The organism is Amphritea atlantica (genome assembly GCA_024397875.1).
Lineage (GTDB): Bacteria > Pseudomonadota > Gammaproteobacteria > Pseudomonadales > Balneatricaceae > Amphritea > Amphritea atlantica_B.
The window spans coordinates 3785469-3807685 of the sequence record CP073344.1 but is presented as its reverse complement, the minus strand read 5'-3'; the positions used below and the strand labels follow the sequence as shown (position 1 = coordinate 3807685).

Sequence of the window (22217 nt, the reverse complement as noted above, 5' to 3'; positions counted from 1 at the left end):
ATCAGGCGAATCGTTACAGCCGGTTTTGTATCGAGTCGATAATCCCCTGGCTATCCAGCCCGCACTCCGACAGCTGCTCTGAGCGCGTTGCATGTTCAATCCAGCGATCCGGAATGCCGAGGCAAAGTAACTGGTTGCTATGCCTCTGTGTGTGCAGGTACTCACTTACTTCAGCTCCGGCGCCGCCTTTGACGGTATGATCCTCAAGCGTAATCAGCAGCGGATGGGTTGTTACCAGTTGATCGATCAACTGATGGTCGAGGGGCTTAACAAAACGCATATCCACCAGTGTCAGATTCAGCTGTTCAGCGGCTATTCTGGCTTCAGTTAACAGCGGCCCGAAGTTGAGTAGCGCCGCTTGCTTTCCCTTGCGTATCAGCCGGGCTTTGCCGGGGGGGATAATCTCCGCAGCTTTAACGCTGACGCCGGGGCCTTTGCCCCGGGGGTAACGTACCGCTGCAGGCCCCTGATGGTCATAGCCTGTTTGTAGCAGGTTGCACAGTTCCTGCTCATCCGCAGGGGTCATGATTATCATCCCGGGGAGGCAACGCAGAAAACTGATATCAAAACAGCCGGAGTGGGTTGCTCCATCCTCACCTACCAGGCCCGCCCGGTCCAGGGCAAACAGGATGTCCAGATTCTGAATAGCGACATCGTGGATCAACTGGTCATAGCCGCGCTGTAAGAAGGTCGAATAGATCGCCACCACCGGCTTCATCTGACGGCAGGCCATGCCAGCCGCGAGGGTTACTGCGTGCTGTTCAGCAATGGCGACATCAAAGAAACGTTCGCTGAACCGCTGGGAGAATTCAATCAGATCAGAGCCTTCACTCATCGCCGGGGTTATCGCGACCGTCCGCGAGTCGTGTTCAGCCAGGTCACAGATCCAGTGACCAAATATGTTGGCGAAGCTGGGTTGTTTCAAGGTTGGTTGAGCGGGTGGCGGGTTGATCGGTTCAATTTTAGTGATGGCATGATAACCCACCGGATCTTTCTCTGCGGGAGCGAAACCCTTGCCTTTCAGGGTGGTGATATGGAGAAACTGCGGCCCTTTACTGTTCAGTGAGCGTTGCAGGGCGGGTAATAGCTGATTGAAATCATGGCCATCAACAGGCCCGTTATAGTGAAAATCCAGTGCTTCAAACAGGGCAGCGGTGGTTGCGCCCATTTTATCCTTGAGGTTTTTGGCCAGATAAGTCGCCAGTCCGCCCTCATTGTGGGAGATCGACATATCGTTATCGTTGAGGATCACCAGCAGGTTGGCGTGGGTATGGGCGGCATGGTTCAGCGCTTCAAATGCCATTCCGGCAGTCATGGCACCATCACCGATAACCGCCACCGTTTTATGCTTCAGGCCCTGCAGCCGGTCCGCCAGCGCCATACCCAGAGCGGCGCTGATCGAAGTACTCGAATGGCCCGTGCCAAAATCATCATATTGACTCTCACTGATGCGGGGGAAGGGGGCCAGTCCATCCTTTTGCCGGATGCTTAGCAGTGCTTGACGGCGACCGGTGAGAATCTTATGGGGGTAGCTTTGATGGCCAACATCCCAGACCAGATGGTCATCCGGGGTTTTGAGCAGATAGTGCAGGGCGATGGTCAGCTCGATCACGCCAAGGCCCGCGCCAAAATGCCCGCCGGTCTGGCCCACGGAGTAGAGCAGGAAGGCTCGCAGTTGTTCAGCCAGCAGAGGCAGTTGTTCGATCGGCAGCCGCCGCAGGTCGGCTGGAGCGTTAATCTGATCCAGCAGTGGCGTTTCCGGCCGGGACTCGGGGATGGCATAAAACATAGTAATCAATACTGGCGCTCAACAATATAGTCAGCCAGCCAGTGAAGTGGCTCGGCTGCATCTTTAAAATAGTCGATACTGGTATGGGCCTGTTCATTAAGCAGGGCCAGTTTTTGCTTTGCACCAGCCATACCCAACAGTGCCGGGTAGGTGGACTTCTCCAGTAGCAGATCGGAGCCCTGTGGTTTGCCCAGGGTTTCCGTGTTGCTCTCAATATCAAGGATATCGTCTTTCACCTGAAAGGCCAGTCCGATGGCGCGGGAATAGTCATTCAGCGCTTGCAGATCGTTGTCGCTGGCATGGTTGCTCGACAGCGCGCCCAGCTCGATACTGGCGCTGATCAGGGCGCCGGTCTTATACCGGTGCATCAGTTCAAGCTGTCCGGCACTGATCTGCTGGCCCTCGTTGCAGAGGTCGATCGATTGTCCTCCTACCATGCCGCGATAACCACTGTCCCGGGCCAGTATGCTGATCATTTTCAGGCAGATATCAGCCGGTAAGGTTGTATCGGCTGCCAGCAACTCAAACGCCAGGGCCTGCAGGCCATCGCCAGCAAGAATCGCAGTCGCCTCATCAAACGCAATATGGCAGGTCGGTTTGCCTCTGCGCAGCTCATCATCGTCCATCGCCGGAAGGTCATCATGCACCAGCGAATAGCTGTGAATACATTCGATAGCACAAGCCGCGGCATCGGCCTGCTCAAGCTTGCCGCCCAACAACTGATTAGCCATATAGACAAGCACCGGGCGTACCCGTTTACCGCCATTAAACAGGGAGTATTGCATCGCCTGACGGATCTTCTCGGCATCGCCTGAAAGGCTCAGGACGGTTTTCAGCTGTTGCTCGACCCTTTGCTGGTATTGTTGCAACAGCGGCTTAGCATCCATCAGATCACTCCTCAGGAAGGTCAAAGGGAACCTCTTTCAACTCCCCATTTTGCTCAATCAGCATCTGCACTTTCTGTTCTGCATCGGCGAGAATGGACTGGCACTCACGGGTTAAGCGGACGCCCTGCTCAAAGGTCTGCAGCGACTGTTCCAGAGACAGTTCGCCCTGCTCCAGCTGGTTTACCATTGTTTCCAGTTGTGACAGAGAGGTTTCGAAATCAGGTGTTTTTTTCTTTGCGCACATAGAACATACCGTCGGTGTTGGAACCGTTTAAAAGGCGACAAATTACCGGACAGGCCGGTCAGGGTCAATCAGACCCATAAATTGTACTCTAAACAGAGGGATATAGGGGGAACCCGGTTAAAATTTTGGTATCATCACGTTAAAGTTTCACCGCTATGCGGGCGATAACGTATCACTGTTCAGACCGTTTAGAGAGCTGATGCAGTCAGATACACGAAGGGGATTTGTGTGGATTTAGCAACACTGGTTGGATTAATTGGTTCATTAGGCATTGTTATCGCTGCGATGGTGCTCGGTGGTGATCCCGGTGTGTTTGTCAACGTGCCATCAATGCTGATTGTTGTTGGCGGTATGCTGCTGGTTGTGTTGATGAAATTTACCCTGGGACAGTTTCTGGGGGTAGGTAAAATTGCGGCCAAAGCATTTCTTTTTAAATCGGTCAGCCCTGAAGATATTATTGTTGAGACTGTCGAGCTTGCCGACGCCGCGCGAAAGGGCGGTTTACTCTCTCTGGAAGATAAAGAGGTCACCAGTGAGTTTATGCAGCGGGGGATTCAGTTGCTGGTGGATGGGCACGATCCCGACGTGGTAAAAACGTTGCTGAATAAAGAGATGAAGCTGACCACTGACCGTCACCAGACCAGTATATCAATTTTTCAGGCGATGGGCGATGTGGCTCCCGCGATGGGAATGATCGGTACTCTGGTTGGACTGGTGCAGATGCTGTCTAACATGTCGGATCCGAAGTCGATCGGTCCCGCGATGGCCGTGGCGCTGCTGACCACCCTGTATGGTGCGATGATTGCGACGATGATCGCCCTGCCTATTGCGGATAAACTGTCTGGTCGTAAAGATGAAGAATCACTGAATCAGGCGTTGATTATCGATGGATTATTAGCCATTCAGGCGGGCCAGAATCCCCGGGTGATCGAGCAGATGCTGCGTAACTATCTGCCTGAGTCTAAGCGTGCACCTGCCGCTGAAGAAGCTTAAAGGGGCCGACGCTGATGAGTGACGAAGAGCTCGAATGTCCCCCCTGTGCGGCAGGCTTGCCCGGATGGCTGGCGACCTTTGCCGACCTGATGTCCCTGCTGATGTGCTTTTTCGTACTGTTGCTGTCATTTTCAGAGATGGATGTCCTGAAGTTTAAGCAATTGGCGGGCTCGATGCGCGAAGCGTTCGGGGTACAGAATCAGATTAAGGTTCAGGATATTCCCAAAGGTACCAGTATTATTGCTCAGGAATTCAGCCCCGGTCGCCCGGAACCAACCCCGCTGAATGAAGTGAGACAGATGACCCTTAACAATGATTTACAGACACTGGATGTCAGGACTCAGGAGGGTGTGTCTGAGATCAGGGATAAACTTGAGGGTGAAACAGCAGATAAGTTGCAGCAGATGCTGCAACAGATGGAGGCTCAGGCTGAAGCTGAGGCGAAGAAGGAGGCGGTTGAGTTTGCTGCCGCTTTACGTCAGGAGATAGGTCAGGGAAGTGTCGAGATTGATACCGATGGTCGGAAGATTGTTATCCGGGTCAAGGAGAAAGGCTCATTTGAATCAGGCTCTGCTGCGTTAAAGTTTGCTTATATCCCCGTCATTGCCAAAATCAGGGATGTTTTGCTCAACGTGGGTGGCAAGGTTTCTATTGAAGGGCACACCGATAATATTCCGGTATCCGGCGGGCAGTATGAGTCTAACTGGGGATTGTCTTCTGCCCGGGCGCTGGCGGTTGGGCATGAATTGTTTGCTGATCCGCGTATCGATCAGTCACGTTTTACCATTACCGGCTATGCCGATAGCAAACCTCTGGCACCGAATAATACCACTGATAACCGCGGTATGAATCGTCGGGTAGAGATTGTTATTCAGAAAGGAAACGATCCTGAAGCGCTGCAAAAGCTTAAAGCTCAGGGGCCTGGAGATCAGGAGTTCGGACCGTTAGATCCGCAGGATGTGTTCTGAGTACAGCACCGGCTGATTGTGTGCAGACAATAAAAAACCCGGCCATGGCCGGGTTTTCTTATCTTAAAACTCTGTTACTTAGAGTTATCGATCATGTACTGAATAGCGCCTTTCAGTTCGCTTTCTGTGCAGTCCATGCAAGTGCCTTTGGGTGGCATTGCGTTAATGCCCTTAGTTGCTGATGCCAGAAGTGAATCAATACCCATAGCGGCTCTTGGGCCCCACTGTGCGGCATTACCAACGATGGGTGCACCGGCTGCGCCAGTCATGTGGCAGGCCATACATTTAGTGTTATACACGGTTGCGCCATCGCGTTCAGCCATCGCTGCAACAGGGGTCATCAGCATGGCAGTGACTGCCAGGATCATTGTTTTTTTCATCTCATCTCACCTTTATTAGTATCCGTTGAGTGCTGTCGTTTAATCAGCTCCGGAATTTTAGTCATCGCAGTTTATGCATATGGCTACTGACTGTAAATACTACAAAGGGTCTTAATCAAAGCTGAATCAAAAAAAGATGATACAGAGCAAGAGGGGTTTTCAGGAGCGCAGACTCATGGCATAGGTGGCCTGACTATGCTGGTTCGATGCCCTTAACTGTTGTTGCTTACGCTGTTCGATATAGTCTCTGTAGAGTGACATGACCTGATCGGCTGGCAGGTCGATTATATTCATAATCTGCTCGGCGCTGTGGTCATCACGCACCAGTTGGCCAATCTGGTGCTCAACTGAATTTGTCTTCATTGTTTTAAACCTTTCTTTTATTTAGCCGATATAGTTTCTTAGATAATTATGACAAAACGGTTTCAAAGGCTATTTTCCTATTAAATAAGGGGTTTTTGTTGTCGTACAGGGGCGGAATAGTATATGTTCTGTTTTATACTCAAAATGAGAGATCTGTTTGATTCAGCCGTTAAATGGGTGAGATGTAAGGGCAAAACGGATTTATACACATAATTATAATTAAGGGGGGGAGATGGATAAGGATAGTGCTCACGGGGCTGGTTCAGAAGAGGGTAAAAAATCTATTTGTGGAGGAGTTATGTCGACTAGCCTGCGTGCCAGTTATGATGCCGATGAGCTGGCTCAGAAGCTGGGCTTTGTTTCTTTTTCAACCGACTTTCTGATTCGTTGTTACCGGGTTTTCGATGGCGATATCAAATCAGCGATAATTTTTAATGTCATCTCTCTGTGGGCCCTGCGTCAGCGTGAAGAGGCGCAGGATAGTCAGGAAGTGGCAGGTTTTTCCTGCAATAATCATTCAATCAGTATTGCCACCGGCATCCCCTATGAGACCGTACGCCGTAAAGTCAAAGCGATGGTTGAGAATGGCTGGCTTGAGTTCAGCGACTCTTCGCACGTGTTATTGAACTCTGACAAGTGGCGGGAAGTGTTGAGTGAAGTTATTGATCCTGAGCGATGTGTTGTCGGTTATGTACGCAGCACCGATGTCGCTCCAACATTTGGCCGTAGCGAGCGCCGCGGAAGCCCTGCCGACCGCCGCAGCTGAAAGCTGATTATCCTGCACAGAAAGGGCCGCTATAGCGGCCCTTTCTGTTTTTTATCATTCAGGAGCAGGCTTTTTAGCAGAAATAGATTGCTGGCGACGTTGTTTTTCTATCAAATGCGATTTTCTGGGTAGTGTGACGAATGGGAAGCACGCAGATGTCAGCCAGTGAGTTGTTTGACCGCATCGCTAATGAGATTTATCAACAGGGTTTTTGTGTCATCCGTAATGCGCTACCTGAAGCGCTTGGCGTAGCGCTGGCTTCTGAGGTGAGAAGTTTGCCGGAAGAGAACTTCAGCCGTGCAGGTATTGGCCGTCAGGCCGATCATCAGAATATTGAAACGATTCGTCGCGATGAAATCTGCTGGATTGATAACACCACTGCTGCCGGGCAAGCCTGGCTTTTATGGGCTGATGGCCTGCAGCAGGCGCTGAACAGAAGACTGTTTCTGGGGTTATTTTCGTTTGAGAGTCATTATGCACATTATCATCCCGGGGATTTTTATAAAGTGCATCTCGATGCCTTCAGAGGGCAGCAGAACCGGGTGCTGACGGTGGTTACCTACCTTAACCCGGACTGGACCGATGCCGACGGTGGTGAGCTGCTCATCTATCCGGAAAAAAGTAATCAACCGCTGCTTACGGTAAAGCCTGAGTTTGGTACGCTGGTGGTTTTCCTCAGTGAAGAGTTTCCCCATGAGGTGCTGCCGACCCTGACTGACCGTTATAGTATTGCCGGCTGGTATCGCATCAATACCTCTGACAGCAACAGAGTCGATCCTGCCTTCTGAGGCTGGTGTTGTTCGGGTATAGGGCGTGATGGCTTTATCGCCCCAATAATGCAAAGTCTGTCAGCGTCTTATCTGTAAACAATAATTAACAATTAGATGTTAATATTCACAGAACTCTTGGCGTTCACTGATCGGTTTTGCCCACATCTGCAGCGGTTACACAGGGGCTTTCTGTTCTGCTCAGGCTTCCAGGTCAGCCTGAAAAAGCTGTCAGCAATAGCAGTATTCGGGTTCCCCGTCTCAGTGACAACATCGTTAACTCTACCTCTTCAGATTAAGGACTGCCGGTGTCCAGCTCTGTTAAAGCCATTGCCTCACCCCGTCTTTTTTTATTCTTACTGGCAGGCTATGTGTTGGTTCATCTGCTTGTGCGTCTGGCTATGGGCGGCACACTGGAGCTGGATGAAGCCGAGCAGCTGATTCTGGGGCAGCAGCTTGAACTGGGATATAACACTCAGCCACCACTGTATAGTTGGCTACAATGGTTATTTTTCCAGATGTTTGGGGCTGGGGTTCTTGCTCTGGCATTGCTGAAATCGCTGCCGCTGTTTTGTATCTATCTGTTTAGCTGGCTGACGGCAGGTAAACTGATCGACAATCAGCGCATAGCGATGCTGGCTGCTTTTTCACTGTTTCTGATTCCCAGTATCGCCTGGGAGTCGGTCAGAGATCTGACTCATACGGTGCTGGCGACGGCGATAGCAGCTGCGACTTTCTACACTGTAATACGGATCTATCAGAATCGCTCCCTGACGGGCTATATAGTGCTGGGAGTGCTACTGGCCAGTGGTATGCTGGCTAAATACAGTTTCGGGCTGCTGGTCCTGAGTCTGCTGCTTGCGGCCCTGTCGATACGGGAGTACCGCAGCCTGGTTGTTGATCCGCGCATTATCGTTTCAGGTGTTATTGCATTGCTGCTTTTGGCACCGCACATGCTCTGGGCTATCGAACATCTGGACGAGATCAGGACTTTTATCAGCAATCAGGTCGGCGAAGGCAGAGACGCGGGGTATCTGAATGGCGTAGTCAGCGGTTTTTCCAGTCTGGCGAAGAATTCAGCTGAGTTCCTGATTCTGGTGTGGCTGGTGCTGACGCTGCTTTTTCCTTCAATATACCGGCCGTTACCGGCCAATAATGCCAATATTCACCGGCTTCTGGCAGCCCGCTTGCTGATTGCTGCGATATTAGTGTGTCTGGTGTTGATCGTGGTGTTTGGGGCTACCCAGTTTCAGAGTCGCTGGTTTCAGCCGCTGCTGATTTTATTTCCGCTGTATCTGCTCAGCCGAGCTGAAGCGGCGGGCTTCTCGTCCCGCCGCGAAATGCTGTTGCGTTCTGTGCTGATATTCTTCGCGGTAAGCGTAATCGTGCTGAGGTTCAGTCAGTTCTGGCTGGCACCCTATATTCAGCGCAATGCAAACCGGATGCAGTATCCCTCTACGGAGCTTGCGGCACAGTTAAAGCAGCAAGGTTTTAGCGGCGGGACTATTATTGGCGACAGTAACCTCACCGCCGCTAATATCGGTCTCTATTTTGACGGAGCGCGGCTGCTGAGCCCGAAAACTGAAAGCTTTTTCGCTGATCCGCGTACAGATGAGGTTGAAGGGCAGTGTCTGATCGCCTGGCAAGCAACCCGCCACGATGAGATGCCGGCAGGCCTCGCCCGCTATCTTGATTCCATCGGTATTTCTGTCACTGATGCCGTACCGCGTTATATCAGGGCGCCCTATCAATATACGGACAGTGGCGAGTATCGTATCGGTTTTGTGCTGCTCAGTTCTGAGATGTCGTGTAATCAGCCGGGGACAAGCTGAGGCGTCAGGCATGCGTTGTCAGGCTTTGCCGGAGTGATTAAGCGGACGCTCACCCGTCAGTGGGTTACTGTGATTTTAATTGATTGTCATGATGCTTCGGGAACGATATAAACTTAATCTGTAAGGGATGTCATTGCCCGTTTCGCGATAGCCATATTGTGTTGTGAGCAGACCGGAAGTTAACGTTGATCGGGTTGTCTATATTAAGGCGTGTGTTATGAATCAGAATTCCAGTGAGAGTGCGTTCACGAAACTCACACAGATTATTCAGTCAGCAGCTAAAGCGAATACAATTGAGGCACAGGTTCAGCACATTGTTGAGGCCATCAGTGAAACGCTGCTGGTTGATGTGTGCAGTCTTTACCTGAGACAGCCCGATGATAGTCTGAGACTGGTTGCCAGTCGTGGACTGATTCGTAAGCATCCGGTTGTAATACCGTCTGAACAGGGTCTGGTTGGTCAGGTGATGCAACTGCAGAATACGATCAATATTAAAGATCCGGATCAGCATCCTGGCTATTATTATGTAGCGAACTCTGAAGAGGAACAGTTTCACAGCTTTTGCGGTGTGCCATTAGTTTATCGGGCTCAGGTTAATGGAGTTCTGGTTGTTCAGAGCCGTCGCTCTGAGGTATTACTGTCCGACTATGTCGCTTTACTCTCAACGCTGGCAACACATCTGGCGATGCTGATTTCGACCTATTCAAAAGATCTGTTTGTCACGCCTTCTCAGGTTAAGTTATATCAGGGGATCAGTGGTGCGCAGGGGGTTGCCCTGGGGACCGCGTTTATTCGTAAAGAGTCTAAGCTTTTCGATATTCAGAAGCTGAAAACGGATGATGTTGCGGCTGAGAAAAAGCGCTGGGCGAATCTGAAAACGGAGGCTATGGATGAGCTTCGGCAGGAGCGGGACACGGTAAAGGATACCCTGGGAGAGGGCCTGGCTTCAGTGCTGGATGCTTATCAGTTGCTGTTGAAAGATGCCACATTTGAACAGCGGATTCTGGATGAGATCGCTGTCGGGTTTCAGCTTCCCTGGGCGATACGACAATCAGTCAGTTTTTTTTCAGATAAATTTAAGGAGATGGATGACCCCTATCTGCGAGCCCGTCATGAGGATATTGAACAGCTGGGAGCGAAGCTTTATCAGATCTGGCAGCGGACCTCTGAGACGGAGACCCCGTCAGGGAGTGACCCTTTAATTCTGGTGGGCGACCAGATCAGTGTATCTGACATTGTTAATCTGACCACTGACCGGCTGGCGGGTATTGTCTGTTTTGCCGGGGGATCGTTGTCTCATATCGCGGTCTTCGCCAACGCTCTGGGGATTCCGGCAGTGATGGGGTTAGGGGATGTTTCGGTTCAGAACGGTGAACCGATAGTGGTTGACGGGGATGCCGGTCAGGTAATCTGTTCTCCCGGAAGGTCGACGCTGCGAGAGTACAAACGAATTATCTCTGAAAGGCAGTCTCTGGCGGACCGGTTACAGGCCGATAGTCAGCTGCCAGCGGTGACAACAGATAATGTCAGAGTTACCCTGCTGGCCAATTCCGGGCTGCAAGCGGATGTCCTGCCCGGGCTGAAATTCGGTGCAGAAGGTATCGGTCTGTTTCGTACTGAAGTCCCTTTTATGATCAGGTCCAGTCTGCCCTCAGAAGATGACCAGGAAAAAATATACCGCAGTCTGATCAGTCACTATAAAGATAAACCTGTTTATTTCCGCACTCTGGATATCGGTGCAGACAAACCACTCTCATATCTGCCGCTGGTTAAAGAGGATAATCCGGCACTGGGGTGGCGGGGGATTCGCTATATTCTGGATAATCAGCCTTTGCTCATTACCCAGTTACGTGCGTTCATGAAAGCGGCTGCCGGGAGTGAGCATGTACATCTGATGTTGCCGATGATCGCTTCTACAGAGCAGCTGGATCAGTGTCTGGCAATACTCAGTGAAGTGCATCATCAGTTGCTGGAGGAGGGCGTGCCGGTCTGTCGGCCTAAGGTTGGTATTATGGTGGAGGTGCCCAGCTGTATCGCCCTGCTGCCTTTCTGGCGAGACAAGCTGGATTTTATCTCCATCGGAACCAACGATCTCAGTCAGTATCTTCTGGCGCTGGATCGCAACAGCCCGCTGGTAGGTAAATGGTACGACTCTCTGCATCCGGCGGTGCTGCACGAACTGATGCGTATCAGCACTATGGCGAAGAAGATGAATCTGCCGGTGAGCGTCTGTGGCGAAATGGCATCAGATCCGGTCGCGGTAATGCTCCTGCTGGGTATGGGCATTCAGCAACTGAGTATGAGTGCCGCTAAGATTCCGCTGATTAAGTGGATTCTGCGTGGGGTTTCCAGAGCGCAGGCGGAGCTGCTGCTCGCTGAGGCGCTTGAACAGGATAATGCAACCGCCATTCGTCAGTTGGGGCAGCAATTTCTTGCATCAAAGCAGCTACTATTTAATGACAGTACACAAAAGTAGAGATCGCCCGCATTGAACGTCATGGCGTTGCTTGAAAACGGCCTGAGGGTGCTTACCCATGGCGTACATGAAAAAAGAGATCAGACTCCGGGGCATTCTGGAAGGACAAAATTATGAGTTCAGCTGAATTGATTACAGCACCGCTGCGAAGCCTGGATAATGAGCTTTACGAGCTGGTAAAAGGCATCAATATTATTGAAAGCGTCAGTCCGCTGAATTACCGGCTGGAGAAGGCTGCATTTTTTGAGTCCAGCTTCTCCCGCAACCCTGAATTTGTCTACTCCACTCAGAAGGTGGACTCTTTTTGTCTCAAACGCAGCCTGTTTAACCTTCCGGTCGATAAACTGGCTGAAGCTGAATTGAGTCAGCTATACAGCGATGTGATTGAGTCCCATGTGGATAAGATTGATCAGTATAAATCGATCGGGACGCCGGATTTTCTCTATGAGTCGTTCCGTTACTATGGTGAGCCCAGCGAAAAAGATATCCGTAATGCTAACTTCATTCTGCATCTGCCGGATATTGAACCGAACCGAGATGCGATCCTGTGCGCTGATGAGATTGTCGCCCGGCTGGAGAAATTTGCCCGGGCGGAAGGCTATCAGTATCAGATAAAGCTGGACGACAGCATGATCGCCAATGCGCTGGTGTCCGGCACCACCGTGAAGGTAAACAGCACTGCCCAGGCATCAGAAACGGAGGTGGATGCACTGGCGCATCATGAGCTGGGGGTGCATCTGGTCACCACCCTGAATGCCCGTAATCAGCCGTTGAAAATTCTGTCGATGGGGTGCCCGGTCAATACCATGACCCAGGAGGGCCTGGCGATACTCAGCGAATATCTTGCCGGATGTATGACGCTGCCCCGGTTAAAAGTACTTGCTTTAAGGGTGCTGGCGGTTGAATCGATGATCGAGGAAAGCGACTTCAAAAAAACCTTCCTGTTTCTAAAAGAACAGCATGATGTTGCCGATGATCAGGCCTTCACCATTACCGCCCGGGTCTATCGGGGTGGCGGCTTTACAAAAGATTATCTTTATCTGCAGGGGTTGCACCAGATGCTCAATGCCTACGAAAGCCGTCCTGATTTTAATAATCTTCTGGCGGGTAAAGTTTCAATTGAGCACTTATCGGTAATCAGCGGGCTTATAGAAAAAGGCTATCTGCTAAAGCCTGAGCTGATCAGTCCCGCGATCGCTCATCCGCAAGACAACGATGCGATTCAGAAATTCATCACTCATGCCATTAAGTAGTGAACTGCTGCTGTTTAGTCTATGGTTTAACCAGCGGAGGCAATCATTTCAGCCCCCGGAGTTGAGTGTTTTAAGTGAATACTTGATACGCTACCGATGCGGCGATTGTATCGCTGGCGACCGGTTCTGACGCTGCCTCTGCTAATACCGCGAGGCGAGGGGTCATGAAAAAAAGCGATACTCAAAATAGTATTAAAAGTACTGCCAAAGAGTCTGTTAGTTCTGCAAAACAACACCGCGGTAAAGCCTCCCGGAGCGGGGGCTATTTTGCGCCGGTCACCGTCGATGAAGGTGCGCTTTGGGGCGTGCAGACACAGCGCTCCCTGATCAACTTTAACATTGGTAATCAACGTTTTGCCGCGCGGTTTATCGATGCCCTGGTGAACATAAAACGGGTTTGTGCGGATGTTAATCATCGTCAGGGGCTTCTCTCAGCCGGTCACTATGATGTCATATTAAGGGCCAGTGATGATCTGCTGGCCGGTAACCATCGTGACCAGTTTCCGTTGCGGGTGTGGCAAACCGGCTCCGGCACTCAGACCAATATGAATGTGAATGAGGTGATCACGTCACTGGCTAATGCATTGTTGCAGCCTGCGGGACAAAAAAGTGAAGCACCGACGCCAATCCATCCCAATGATCATGTCAACATGTCCCAGTCTTCTAATGATGTGTTTCCGACCGCGATGCATCTGGCGGTGGCCCAGCAAAGCCACGATGAACTCTTGCCTGCACTGGATCATCTGACCCAGACCCTGAGTAACAAACAAACAGAGTTTGCCGCTACCTATACCGTGGGGCGTACCCACCTTATGGATGCCCTGCCGGTAACCGTCGGAGCAGAGTTGTCGGCCCAGATAAGTCAGTTGAAAGCGGCCAGAGAGGCGATTAACGAGAGCCTCAAGGGTATTTATAAGCTGGCCATAGGCGGCACCGCAGTCGGCTCGGGTAGTAATGCGCCGGATAGCTTTGGGGCCGATGTTGCTGCGGGTCTGGCGCAGCGTTATGGGTTGCCTTTCAGCCGTCATGAAAATCTTTATGCTGCGGTCTCCGGGGAGGATGATTCACTGCGTTTCAGTGCTGCACTGAAACAGCTAGCCGCAGCATTGCTTAAACTGGCCAATGATTTTCGCCTGCTGGGGAGCGGTCCCCGCTGCGGTCTGAATGAGTGGCAGTTGCCCGCTAATGAGCCCGGTAGCTCGATCATGCCGGGCAAGGTCAACCCAACCCAGTGTGAAGCGCTGAGCATGGTGTGCCTGCAGGTGTTCGGCAACGATCTGACCGTATCCATGGCGGCAAGTCAGGGGCAGTTGCAGCTGAACACCTGTCGCCCGGTGATTGTTCACAACCTGATGGAAAGCATCGAATTGTTGGCCGATGCGATGAACTCATTCGCGCGTAACTGTGTGGCGGGTCTGTCGCTGAATCAGCAGCAGATTGCATCGAATATGACCCATAACCTTTCAACCATCACCTTGCTGGCTCCACAGATAGGCTACGATGTCGCTTCCGCTATTGTTCATCAGGCACATATAAAAAACTGCTCACTGGGAGCTGCCGCCGAGGCGCTGGGTTATTACCCACAGTCAGATTTTGAAAAACTGATGAAAGATGTATTGGATCAGCAGTTAATGGGATAACCGCGCAGATGTTGAACGTTTGAACAGGGTTACAGGGGGGGATTACGGCCAGTGGTTTTCAGGCGATGCCGCCACAAGCACAGTGTCAAAACTCAGCAGTGTTAAGTCTTCGGGAAGTCTGTTTTTGATTCGGGTTTGGCTGGCAATATGACGGCCCAATATTTCATTTGAAAAGTTAATAAGGAGTATTGACCGGCAAAGTAATTCGTCCGATACTCCGCTCACTATGACATTACTTATCAACACCCTCGTATCCGCGACAGATTACCTCAATACATTGCGACGCCATGTATCGTATCCCTGTGTCTGTTTGGGTGTGGTGGTCCGACGACGATGATCGTCTGAGCCAGGAAGATACTCAAAGAGCCGCAGGTAACCCCTGCGGCTTTTTTTTTGTACAGGACGTACGGTATGCCGCGGGCGCATGGATGTGCAAGAGCGGTGATGCCCGAATTTTATTTTTTGAAGGAATACCCGAATGATTTCTCCATCTGCTAATGATGTTTTAGCGAAGCAAAACTACCTGATTCCGATTACCAAACGGCCTGAACTCTGTTTTCTGCGCGGAGAGGGGCACTATCTGTTCGATCAGGATGACAAAGCCTATCTGGACTGGGTTCAGGGGTGGGCCGTCAATACACTGGGCCACAGTCCACAGGTGATGCAGCAGGCGCTGATCAAACAGTCGGCACAGCTGATTAACCCCAGCCCGGCTTTTTTTAATCAGCCGATGCTGGAACTGGCTGAACTGTTGTGTGAGAACTCAAAATTTGATCAGGTGTTCTTCACCAACAGTGGTGCAGAAGCCAATGAAGGTGCGATTAAACTGGCCCGGAAATGGGGTCAGAAAAACAAAAGTGGTGCGTTTAAAATCATCACTTTCCAGCACAGTTTTCATGGCCGGACACTGGCCACCATGTCGGCCACCGGTAAAGAAGCGTTTGCGCCGCTGTTTGAGCCGAAAGTGAGTGGTTTTACCAAGGTACCCTATAATGATCTGGCAGCGACTGAAGCGGCAATTGATGGTCAGACAGTCGCGATTATGCTTGAACTGATTCAGGGTGAAGCGGGGGTTATTCCTGCCACTGCTGAGTTTGTTGCCGGACTGGATGCGCTGTGTAAACAGCATAATCTGCTACTGATTGTCGATGAGGTGCAAACCGGTATTGGCCGGACCGGCAGTCTGTTTGCCTATCAGCAATATCAGGCTGCCCCGCACATTATGACCCTGGGTAAAGGTCTGGGTGGGGGGGTGCCAATTGCGGCGATGGTGATCGACAAAGCGGTCAGCTGTTTTGATTATGGTGATCAGGGCGGCACCTACAACGGCAATCCGCTGATGTGTGCGGTATCAGCGGCCGTGTTGCAGCAAGTACTGGCTGAGGGCTTTCTGGCGCAGGTTAACCGGGTTAGCGATTATTTTTGCAGGCAGCTGGCCGTTCTGGCTAAAGAGTTTGGCCTGGGGACTACGCGGGGCAAAGGACTGTTACTGGCGATCAACACCGGCCAGCTGTCAGCCCCTCAGATTGTCGAGCTGGCCAGAGATGCCGGTCTGTTACTGAATGCGCCAAGGGAAGACTCTTTGCGGTTTATGCCCGCACTGACGCTCACCGAACAAGAGGTAGATCAGGGGATGGCTCTGCTGGCCGGTGTCTTAACAACGCTGACGGCTGCTGAACAATAATCGCTCTTATAGTGCGCTCTTTGTGGATAAAAAACCTGCGAAGGGCGCGGTAACAACAACGCTTCAGGGATATCCCTGAATTAAAAACTGTTTAATAACCCTGTGAATGTGGGGTGCCCAAACCGTCAGTTACTGATGTGCTCAAGCATCGCCCCAAACCCTTTGGACTGACATATGTATAAAACTCTTTTCGTGGTGGATGATGACGTTTCCCTGTCGGGTCTGCCGGCAAATACTCTGACATTTGAAACCTATCTGCGGGACTACCCCAAACTGGGTGAGCCCAAAATCCGCATCATTAACCTGTGTGATACCGAGCGTTATCTCAGTAAGGGCTATTACTGTTCTCTGCTGGCGGAAGCCCGGCAGCATCAGGTGCTACCCAGCGTTAAAGTGATCAACGCATTGCGCAGCCGGGGGAGTTCCGGTTTGTGGCTAAGCAGCGCTCTGCTGGCCGGGCTGGCTGAAGAGCCGGTCTCGGCAGACAGTCATATTATCTGTATGGGAATGGTTGAAGACCCGCGGTTGAAAAAAATTGCCAGTAAAGCGTTTCAGCAGTTCCCGGCGCCCCTGCTGGAGATGACGCTGAGTGCCAGTGAGTCGGGTATTGATATCCGCCTGATTCGCTGCTCATTGTCATCCCTGTCCACGGAACAGCTCAGTTTTGCCCTTGGCGTGATGGATGAATACGCCCGGATAAGCTGGCATAAGAAAGGCGCCGGTAAAAAATACCGCTGGGATCTGGCGATTCTGGTCGATCCGCAGGAAAAGGTGCCACCCAGTGATAAACGGGCGATCGGCCGGTTTGTTAAAGCGGCAGAAAAATTTGGCATCCGGGCACAAACCGTCACTGCGGATGAGCTAAACCATCTGAACCAGTTTGATGGCCTGTTTATTCGTGAAACCACAGCCATAGACCATCATACCTACCGTTTGGCGTGTGAGGCTGAAGAGAATGGTCTGGTGGTGCTGGATGACCCCAGCTCGATACTGCGTTGCTGTAATAAGGTCTATCTGCACGATGCGTTTAACTACAAGAAAGTTCCCAGTCTGAAAACTCAGGTGATCACCGAAGCCAGTGAGGGCACTCTGGACAGTATTGCCGCTGAGTTCGGTTTTCCGGTGGTGTTAAAGCTCCCGGAGGGATCGTTTTCAAAAGGTGTGTTTAAGGCAGAAAACCGGGAAGCGCTGAAAACCCTGCTGGATCAGTTGTTCCAGGAATCTGCACTACTGCTGGTTCAGGAATATATGTTTACCGACTACGACTGGCGGATCGGGGTGCTGAACGGGCGGACGATTTATGCCTGCCGCTACCATATGGCGCGCAACCACTGGCAGATCTATAACCATGGATCGAAGCGCAACTTTTCCGGTGGCTTTGACACCCTGGCGACCTTTGAGGTACCCCGGGTAGTGCTGGATGCTGCGTTAAAAGCGGCTGCGGTGGTGGGTGATGGTCTCTACGGTATTGATATCAAAGAGGTGGATAAATGTGCCTACGTGATAGAGGTCAATGATAACCCCAGTATCGACAGCGGTGTGGAAGATCTCTATCTGGGTGAAGAGCTGTATATGCAGATTATGTATGAGTTTCTGCGTCGCTTTGAGCTGCGGGGGCGATAGGCCATGATTCAGGATAACCGTTGATGAACGCCACACAGGAACACCAGGCCGTGACCTTTCGTCGGGCATCCGCCGATGATCTCGACACGCTGGAACAGATAGAAAATCGCTGTTTTGACGGTGATCGTCTGCACCGCCGCAGTCTGCGCAACTGGATAAAAGCACCCCATGGGGAATTTATAGTCGCGGTTCAGCAGGACAAGGTGGTGGGTTACGGGCTGGTCTGGTGTCATAAAGGCACCCGTCTGGCGCGGCTGTACTCTCTGGCGATTCTGCCAGAGATGCGCGGGTCCGGCACAGCAGCCCGACTGATGAGTGAGCTCGGGTCGGCCACCGCCGCCCGGGGTTATCTGTTTATGCGGCTGGAGGTGGCTAAATCCAATACTGCAGCGGTGGCGCTGTATCGCAGGAGTGGCTATCGGGTATTTGGTGAATACCATGATTATTATGAAGATCACTCCGATGCGTTACGGATGCAGAAAACCATCCGTTATCTGAGCATCGATAAGACCCAGCACCTGACCCCCTGGTATCAGCAAACCACCCCTTTTACCTGTGGCCCGGCTGCGCTGATGATGGCGATGGCCAGTCTCGATGAAACGCTGGTGGTGGATCAGAAGCAGGAGCTGGATATCTGGCGCGAAGCTACCACGATCTTTATGACCACCGGGCATGGCGGCTGCCATCCACTGGGGCTGGCACTGGCTGCCAGTCAGCGGGGATTTTCCGTTGACGTGCTGATTAACACCGAAGGCCCGCTGTTTGTCGAGGGCGTCCGTTCGGCCCATAAGAAAGAGGTGCTGGGGGTTGTGCATCAGCAGTTTGTGGAAAAAACCGGGCAGGATACGCATATACGTGTGGTGTATGCTGAGATCGGTCAGCAGCGCATCTCAGACTGGCTGCAGGAGGGATATGCGGTGATTATTTTGATCAGTACCTTCCGGCTGGATGGTAAGAAAGCCCCCCACTGGGTGGCGGTGACCGGGATTGATGAGCGTTGCTTCTATGTTCACGATCCCGATGCCGGGGATGATAGTCAGCTGGCGATCGACAACCAGTATCTGCCCATCACCCGTGAGGATTTTGATAAAATGTCCGCCTTCGGCAGTGGACGGCTGAGAACCGCACTGGCGATTAAAAAGCGCAGCAGATAGATAGATTCTCCCGGGGCATCCCGTGCGGTTGACATGCCACCGATCGGAACCTTTATACTGGCAGCGTTGCGTCAACTGTCGCGGGTGTACCTGGGTAGGGTAAAAGCGATTATTCCCTCTTCGCGGTTCTTTATTCTGATCCATACAGCAAACGGTTAGGCTATATTCTTACTGATTACGGGAATCCTGTTACGATGAAAAAAATCATATTATCCGCATGTCTGATGGCTGTGACGGCGCTTACGGCGCAACTGGTTGCTGCCCATGGTGGCGCCACCGGTATCGTTAAAGAGCGGATGGATCTGATGGAAGAGATGAAGGATTCTGTTAAGGCGGTGGCGGCTATCTTTAAAGGCCAGACCGGCTACAACGCAGACACCATTCGCCACGCCGCCGAAATCATTAAAATGCACTCAGGGGATGCCATGACGAAACTGTTCCCCGAAGGCAGCCTGTCAGGCCACTCTGAAGCTAAGCCACTGATCTGGGACGAGTGGCAGCGGTTTAAAAATCTGGCAGACCGACAGGTCAGACTGGCGGAAGGTCTGTACCGGGCCGCAGCTAATAAACAGAGTGATACCGGCCATATGATGGGCGGCTCCGGTGGCATGATGGGCTCAGATAGCATGATGGGGTCCGGCAGCATGATGGGTGGTTCTGAGCATATGATGGATGATCCGGAGCAACTGGCTCAGATGCCCGCCAGCATGGTGTTCCAGATGGTGACTGATAACTGTTCATCCTGCCACGAGCGCTATCGCGAAGAAGAGTGAGCCTGCTTATGAAGAAGCCCGGGTTGCTGCTTGTGTTGCTATTGGTGACAGCAGCAGGCGGCTGGTTCAGTCTGCCACTGCTGGCCACTTTTCCAGAACTGCAACTGACTACCGGCACGGGCAATGTCTCCAGGGGAGCCTATCTGGCCAGAGCCAGTGGTTGCATCGCGTGCCATACCGACAGCAAAGGCGCTGGTGCGGCACTGGCGGGTGGTGCACCGATGGAAACAGCGTTTGGTACCTTCTATCCACCCAACCTGACCCGGGATGTGGAAACGGGTATAGGTGGCTGGAATCTGGAGCAGTTTGCCACCGCATTGCGTCACGGGCGTTCACCGTCGGGCAAACCCTATTACCCGGCATTTCCCTACGAGTTTTATACCCGGCTCAGTGATCAGGATATTGCCGATCTCTGGGCTGCCTTTCAGACCGTACCGCCGGTCGCTCAGGACAGTCCAGAACATCAGCTGGAGTTTCCGTTTAATCTGCGCCGGGGCGTCTATCTGTGGCAATCACTGTATTTTGAGGCGCAGCGGTTTACGCCGCAGTCTGACAAAGATGAACGTTATAACCGGGGGAAGTTTCTGGTTGAGAGCGCAACCCATTGCGCCGCCTGCCACAGCCCGAGAAACCGGCTAGGGGCGCTGGATGACAGTGCACTCTATAGCGGTGGAGACGTAGCAGATGCAGACGATGGCAAGATTCCACCGATCACGGCAACGGCTTTAACCGAGGCCGGATGGAGCGAGGTGGATCTGGGGTACGCCCTGAAAACCGGGGTCAAAGCGGATGGCGATGTGTTCGGCGGCAGCATGGCGGAAGTGGTTCGTGAAGGCACTGCGTACCTGCAGCAACGGGATCTGAATGCGATCGCCTATTATCTGCTCAACAGGAGTGACAGGCCGGCTAAGCCCCTGTGAGGGCGTATTGCAGAGGAAGCTAAGCAAACGTCGAATCGTTTATCCGTTTTACTGATGACTACCCCTGAGCGCTGTGTAGCGCATGAGCATCAGAGTTGTGGGAAGCCCCCGTAGGGGATGTAGCATTATTTCATAAATGCACTCTAACTGTTTGAAAGTTTGGATAAATAGAGGCAGAGTGTGGATATAAGTTTTAGATTTCAGGGATGTAAATGGCTAAGAATTGGTCAGAATCTGAGATTGAGGCGGTTGTTCAAGACTACTTCAATATGCTCCGCCTTGAGTTAAGGGGCGAGCAATACAATAAAGCTGAGCATCGTCGTGCTCTTATTCAACAACTCAGCAATCGTACTCATGGTTCTGTTGAAATGAAGCATCAAAACATTAGTGCAGTGCTCATGTCGGAAGATATTCAGGGTATCGTAGGCTATAAACCCCTTGGGAATTATCAAGGTGCTTTATTTAATGAAGTCTTCAGTTATTTAGCTCGAAATCGTGATCTTTATGAGTTGTTTAAAAAAGATGCTGAAGCCCCTCCTACTATCCCATCCGTTAAGGACTTCTTGGCAGCCTATGAAGAAGCTCCTAAGCCTGTCGATATTAGTGCAAACTCTGTAGCTGAGCCCCAGGCTATTTATGTACCAGAGAAGGTTAATTTCTTAGAAATAGAAGCGAATAACATTGCATTGGGCGATGCAGGTGAACAGTTTGTTATGAATTTTGAAAGGGCGCGTCTTATTCGGGCGGGTAAAGAGTCATTGGCTGAAAGGGTAGAGCAGGTTTCTGTAACCCAAGGACCATCTGCAGGTTTCGATGTTCTGTCTTTTGAGGAAAATGGTTCAGACCGTTATATTGAAGCGAAGACAACCAAGAACGGTAAGAATACGCCATTTTATGTCACACCAAATGAGCTGCGTTTTTCACAAGCAAATGCCAAGCGTTACCACTTGTACCGTGTATTTAAATATCGAGCAGATCCCAAGTTATTTTCGTTACAGGGGAATTTAGAGGAACTATGTGATTTGCGGCCATCTGAGTATATGGCTAGAGTGGTGTGAATATTATTTTCAAATTGCGTTTTTATTTAAGCTGTTAATTTAAAAGGATTTATATGATTTCTGAATTAAAGGGAGTTACGATAAGGCAGAGTTTCATTTTTTTGTTTGTTTTTCTAGGATCGGTTTCTCCTGGAGCATTGATAATCTTTCATTTTGATCGTGATCTCTTTATTGACCTAGACTCTATCAAATTGATTATTTTGTCTTTAGCCATAACCTTACCTGTCGTTTTACTAAATTTGTTTGTAGCTTCGGTTCATTCAGATTCCTATGATCTGAAGGATAAGATGAATGATATAAATAAACAGAAAGCCGATGAGGACGAGGAAACGGATCTTAAGCAAGAGAGAGATCAGGTTCAATTAGTACAACTGATTGTTTCCTTTTGGCTTTCTGCCGTAATTTTATATTTCTCTCTAGGCTTGGCTTGCTGGAGTGGCGCTAGCGTAAAGCAATTTTTGATCTATGTGGTTGGTGGACAAGGCCTTGCGTATTTGATGACTTTTGGAGCATATCTTTCCAGTATGCGGAAGCGAAAAAAGATAGCTTCATTGGAAGGTAACAGCCTACCTAAGATGGAAGAGTAAATTACTCATAAGTTTGAAAAGCCTTACAGGCTATTTTTATGAAACTTTGCGAGTGTTCTT

General features: G+C 51.1%; 20 protein-coding genes. 15 read left to right on the top strand and 5 right to left on the bottom strand.

The window, feature by feature from the left end:
* Nucleotides 1–13 precede the first annotated feature (13 nt).
* From dxs to KDX31_17585, 3 genes are read right to left on the bottom strand one after another with little or no spacing between them, the layout of a single operon-like run.
* Nucleotides 14–1789 (bottom strand): 1-deoxy-D-xylulose-5-phosphate synthase, encoded by a 1776-nt coding sequence (dxs, locus tag KDX31_17595; protein UTW03117.1) that lies wholly within the window; start codon nucleotides 1787–1789, stop codon nucleotides 14–16.
* Between the two features lie 5 nt (nucleotides 1790–1794).
* Complete coding sequence (locus tag KDX31_17590) at nucleotides 1795–2676, bottom strand: polyprenyl synthetase family protein (protein ID UTW03116.1); 882 nt, start codon at nucleotides 2674–2676, stop codon at nucleotides 1795–1797.
* A 4-nt stretch (nucleotides 2677–2680) separates the two neighbouring features.
* Entirely contained in the window at nucleotides 2681–2920 is a 240-nt protein-coding gene (locus tag KDX31_17585; GenBank protein UTW03115.1) for an exodeoxyribonuclease VII small subunit, read from the bottom strand.
* 228 nt (nucleotides 2921–3148) lie between these two features.
* Between KDX31_17585 and pomA the strand changes: the two genes are divergently transcribed.
* Both pomA and KDX31_17575 read left to right on the top strand, forming a co-directional pair.
* Nucleotides 3149–3913: a flagellar motor protein PomA gene (gene pomA, locus KDX31_17580; GenBank protein ID UTW03114.1), complete on the top strand. Its 765-nt coding sequence runs from the start codon at nucleotides 3149–3151 to the stop codon at nucleotides 3911–3913.
* Nucleotides 3914–3927: 14 nt separating this feature from the next.
* Complete coding sequence (locus tag KDX31_17575; GenBank protein ID UTW03113.1) at nucleotides 3928–4881, top strand: flagellar motor protein MotB; 954 nt, start codon at nucleotides 3928–3930, stop codon at nucleotides 4879–4881.
* A gap of 74 nt (nucleotides 4882–4955) precedes the next feature.
* On the opposite strand, the gene KDX31_17570 is transcribed toward KDX31_17575, so the two are convergent.
* Nucleotides 4956–5261 carry a cytochrome c5 family protein gene (locus tag KDX31_17570; protein ID UTW03112.1) on the bottom strand — a complete coding sequence of 102 codons (306 nt, stop codon included), beginning with the start codon at nucleotides 5259–5261 and terminating at the stop codon, nucleotides 4956–4958.
* Between the two features lie 159 nt (nucleotides 5262–5420).
* Nucleotides 5421–5624, bottom strand: a complete 204-nt coding sequence (locus tag KDX31_17565) for a hypothetical protein (GenBank protein UTW03111.1) — start codon at nucleotides 5622–5624, stop codon at nucleotides 5421–5423.
* 298 nt (nucleotides 5625–5922) lie between these two features.
* Between KDX31_17565 and KDX31_17560 the strand changes: the two genes are divergently transcribed.
* The 13 genes from KDX31_17560 to KDX31_17500 all read left to right on the top strand — a co-directional run bounded on the left by KDX31_17560 (nucleotide 5923) and on the right by KDX31_17500 (nucleotide 22157).
* Nucleotides 5923–6390 carry a hypothetical protein gene (locus KDX31_17560; GenBank protein UTW03110.1) on the top strand — a complete coding sequence of 156 codons (468 nt, stop codon included), beginning with the start codon at nucleotides 5923–5925 and terminating at the stop codon, nucleotides 6388–6390.
* A gap of 155 nt (nucleotides 6391–6545) precedes the next feature.
* Nucleotides 6546–7178, top strand: coding sequence for a 2OG-Fe(II) oxygenase (locus tag KDX31_17555; GenBank protein UTW05440.1), 633 nt, complete (start codon nucleotides 6546–6548; stop codon nucleotides 7176–7178).
* A 287-nt stretch (nucleotides 7179–7465) separates the two neighbouring features.
* On the top strand, nucleotides 7466–8989 hold the full coding sequence (locus KDX31_17550) for a glycosyltransferase family 39 protein (GenBank protein UTW03109.1): 1524 nt from the start codon (nucleotides 7466–7468) through the stop codon (nucleotides 8987–8989).
* Nucleotides 8990–9206: 217 nt separating this feature from the next.
* Nucleotides 9207–11465 carry a phosphoenolpyruvate--protein phosphotransferase gene (gene ptsP, locus KDX31_17545; protein ID UTW03108.1) on the top strand — a complete coding sequence of 753 codons (2259 nt, stop codon included), beginning with the start codon at nucleotides 9207–9209 and terminating at the stop codon, nucleotides 11463–11465.
* 113 nt (nucleotides 11466–11578) lie between these two features.
* On the top strand, nucleotides 11579–12718 hold the full coding sequence (locus KDX31_17540) for a flavohemoglobin expression-modulating QEGLA motif protein (GenBank protein ID UTW03107.1): 1140 nt from the start codon (nucleotides 11579–11581) through the stop codon (nucleotides 12716–12718).
* 164 nt (nucleotides 12719–12882) lie between these two features.
* Nucleotides 12883–14358 carry a class II fumarate hydratase gene (locus KDX31_17535; GenBank protein ID UTW03106.1) on the top strand — a complete coding sequence of 492 codons (1476 nt, stop codon included), beginning with the start codon at nucleotides 12883–12885 and terminating at the stop codon, nucleotides 14356–14358.
* A gap of 478 nt (nucleotides 14359–14836) precedes the next feature.
* Entirely contained in the window at nucleotides 14837–16042 is a 1206-nt protein-coding gene (locus KDX31_17530) for an acetylornithine transaminase (protein UTW03105.1), read from the top strand.
* Between the two features lie 174 nt (nucleotides 16043–16216).
* Nucleotides 16217–17665 carry a RimK family protein gene (locus KDX31_17525; protein UTW03104.1) on the top strand — a complete coding sequence of 483 codons (1449 nt, stop codon included), beginning with the start codon at nucleotides 16217–16219 and terminating at the stop codon, nucleotides 17663–17665.
* A gap of 23 nt (nucleotides 17666–17688) precedes the next feature.
* Nucleotides 17689–18819 carry a GNAT family N-acetyltransferase/peptidase C39 family protein gene (locus tag KDX31_17520; protein UTW03103.1) on the top strand — a complete coding sequence of 377 codons (1131 nt, stop codon included), beginning with the start codon at nucleotides 17689–17691 and terminating at the stop codon, nucleotides 18817–18819.
* A 194-nt stretch (nucleotides 18820–19013) separates the two neighbouring features.
* A complete protein-coding gene (locus KDX31_17515; GenBank protein UTW03102.1) occupies nucleotides 19014–19592 on the top strand; it encodes a cytochrome c in 579 nt (192 codons plus the stop codon).
* 8 nt (nucleotides 19593–19600) lie between these two features.
* Nucleotides 19601–20512, top strand: a complete 912-nt coding sequence (locus tag KDX31_17510) for a cytochrome c (protein UTW03101.1) — start codon at nucleotides 19601–19603, stop codon at nucleotides 20510–20512.
* Nucleotides 20513–20724: 212 nt separating this feature from the next.
* Nucleotides 20725–21570 carry a DUF3883 domain-containing protein gene (locus KDX31_17505; GenBank protein ID UTW03100.1) on the top strand — a complete coding sequence of 282 codons (846 nt, stop codon included), beginning with the start codon at nucleotides 20725–20727 and terminating at the stop codon, nucleotides 21568–21570.
* Between the two features lie 53 nt (nucleotides 21571–21623).
* Entirely contained in the window at nucleotides 21624–22157 is a 534-nt protein-coding gene (locus KDX31_17500) for a hypothetical protein (GenBank protein UTW03099.1), read from the top strand.
* Nucleotides 22158–22217 lie beyond the last annotated feature (60 nt).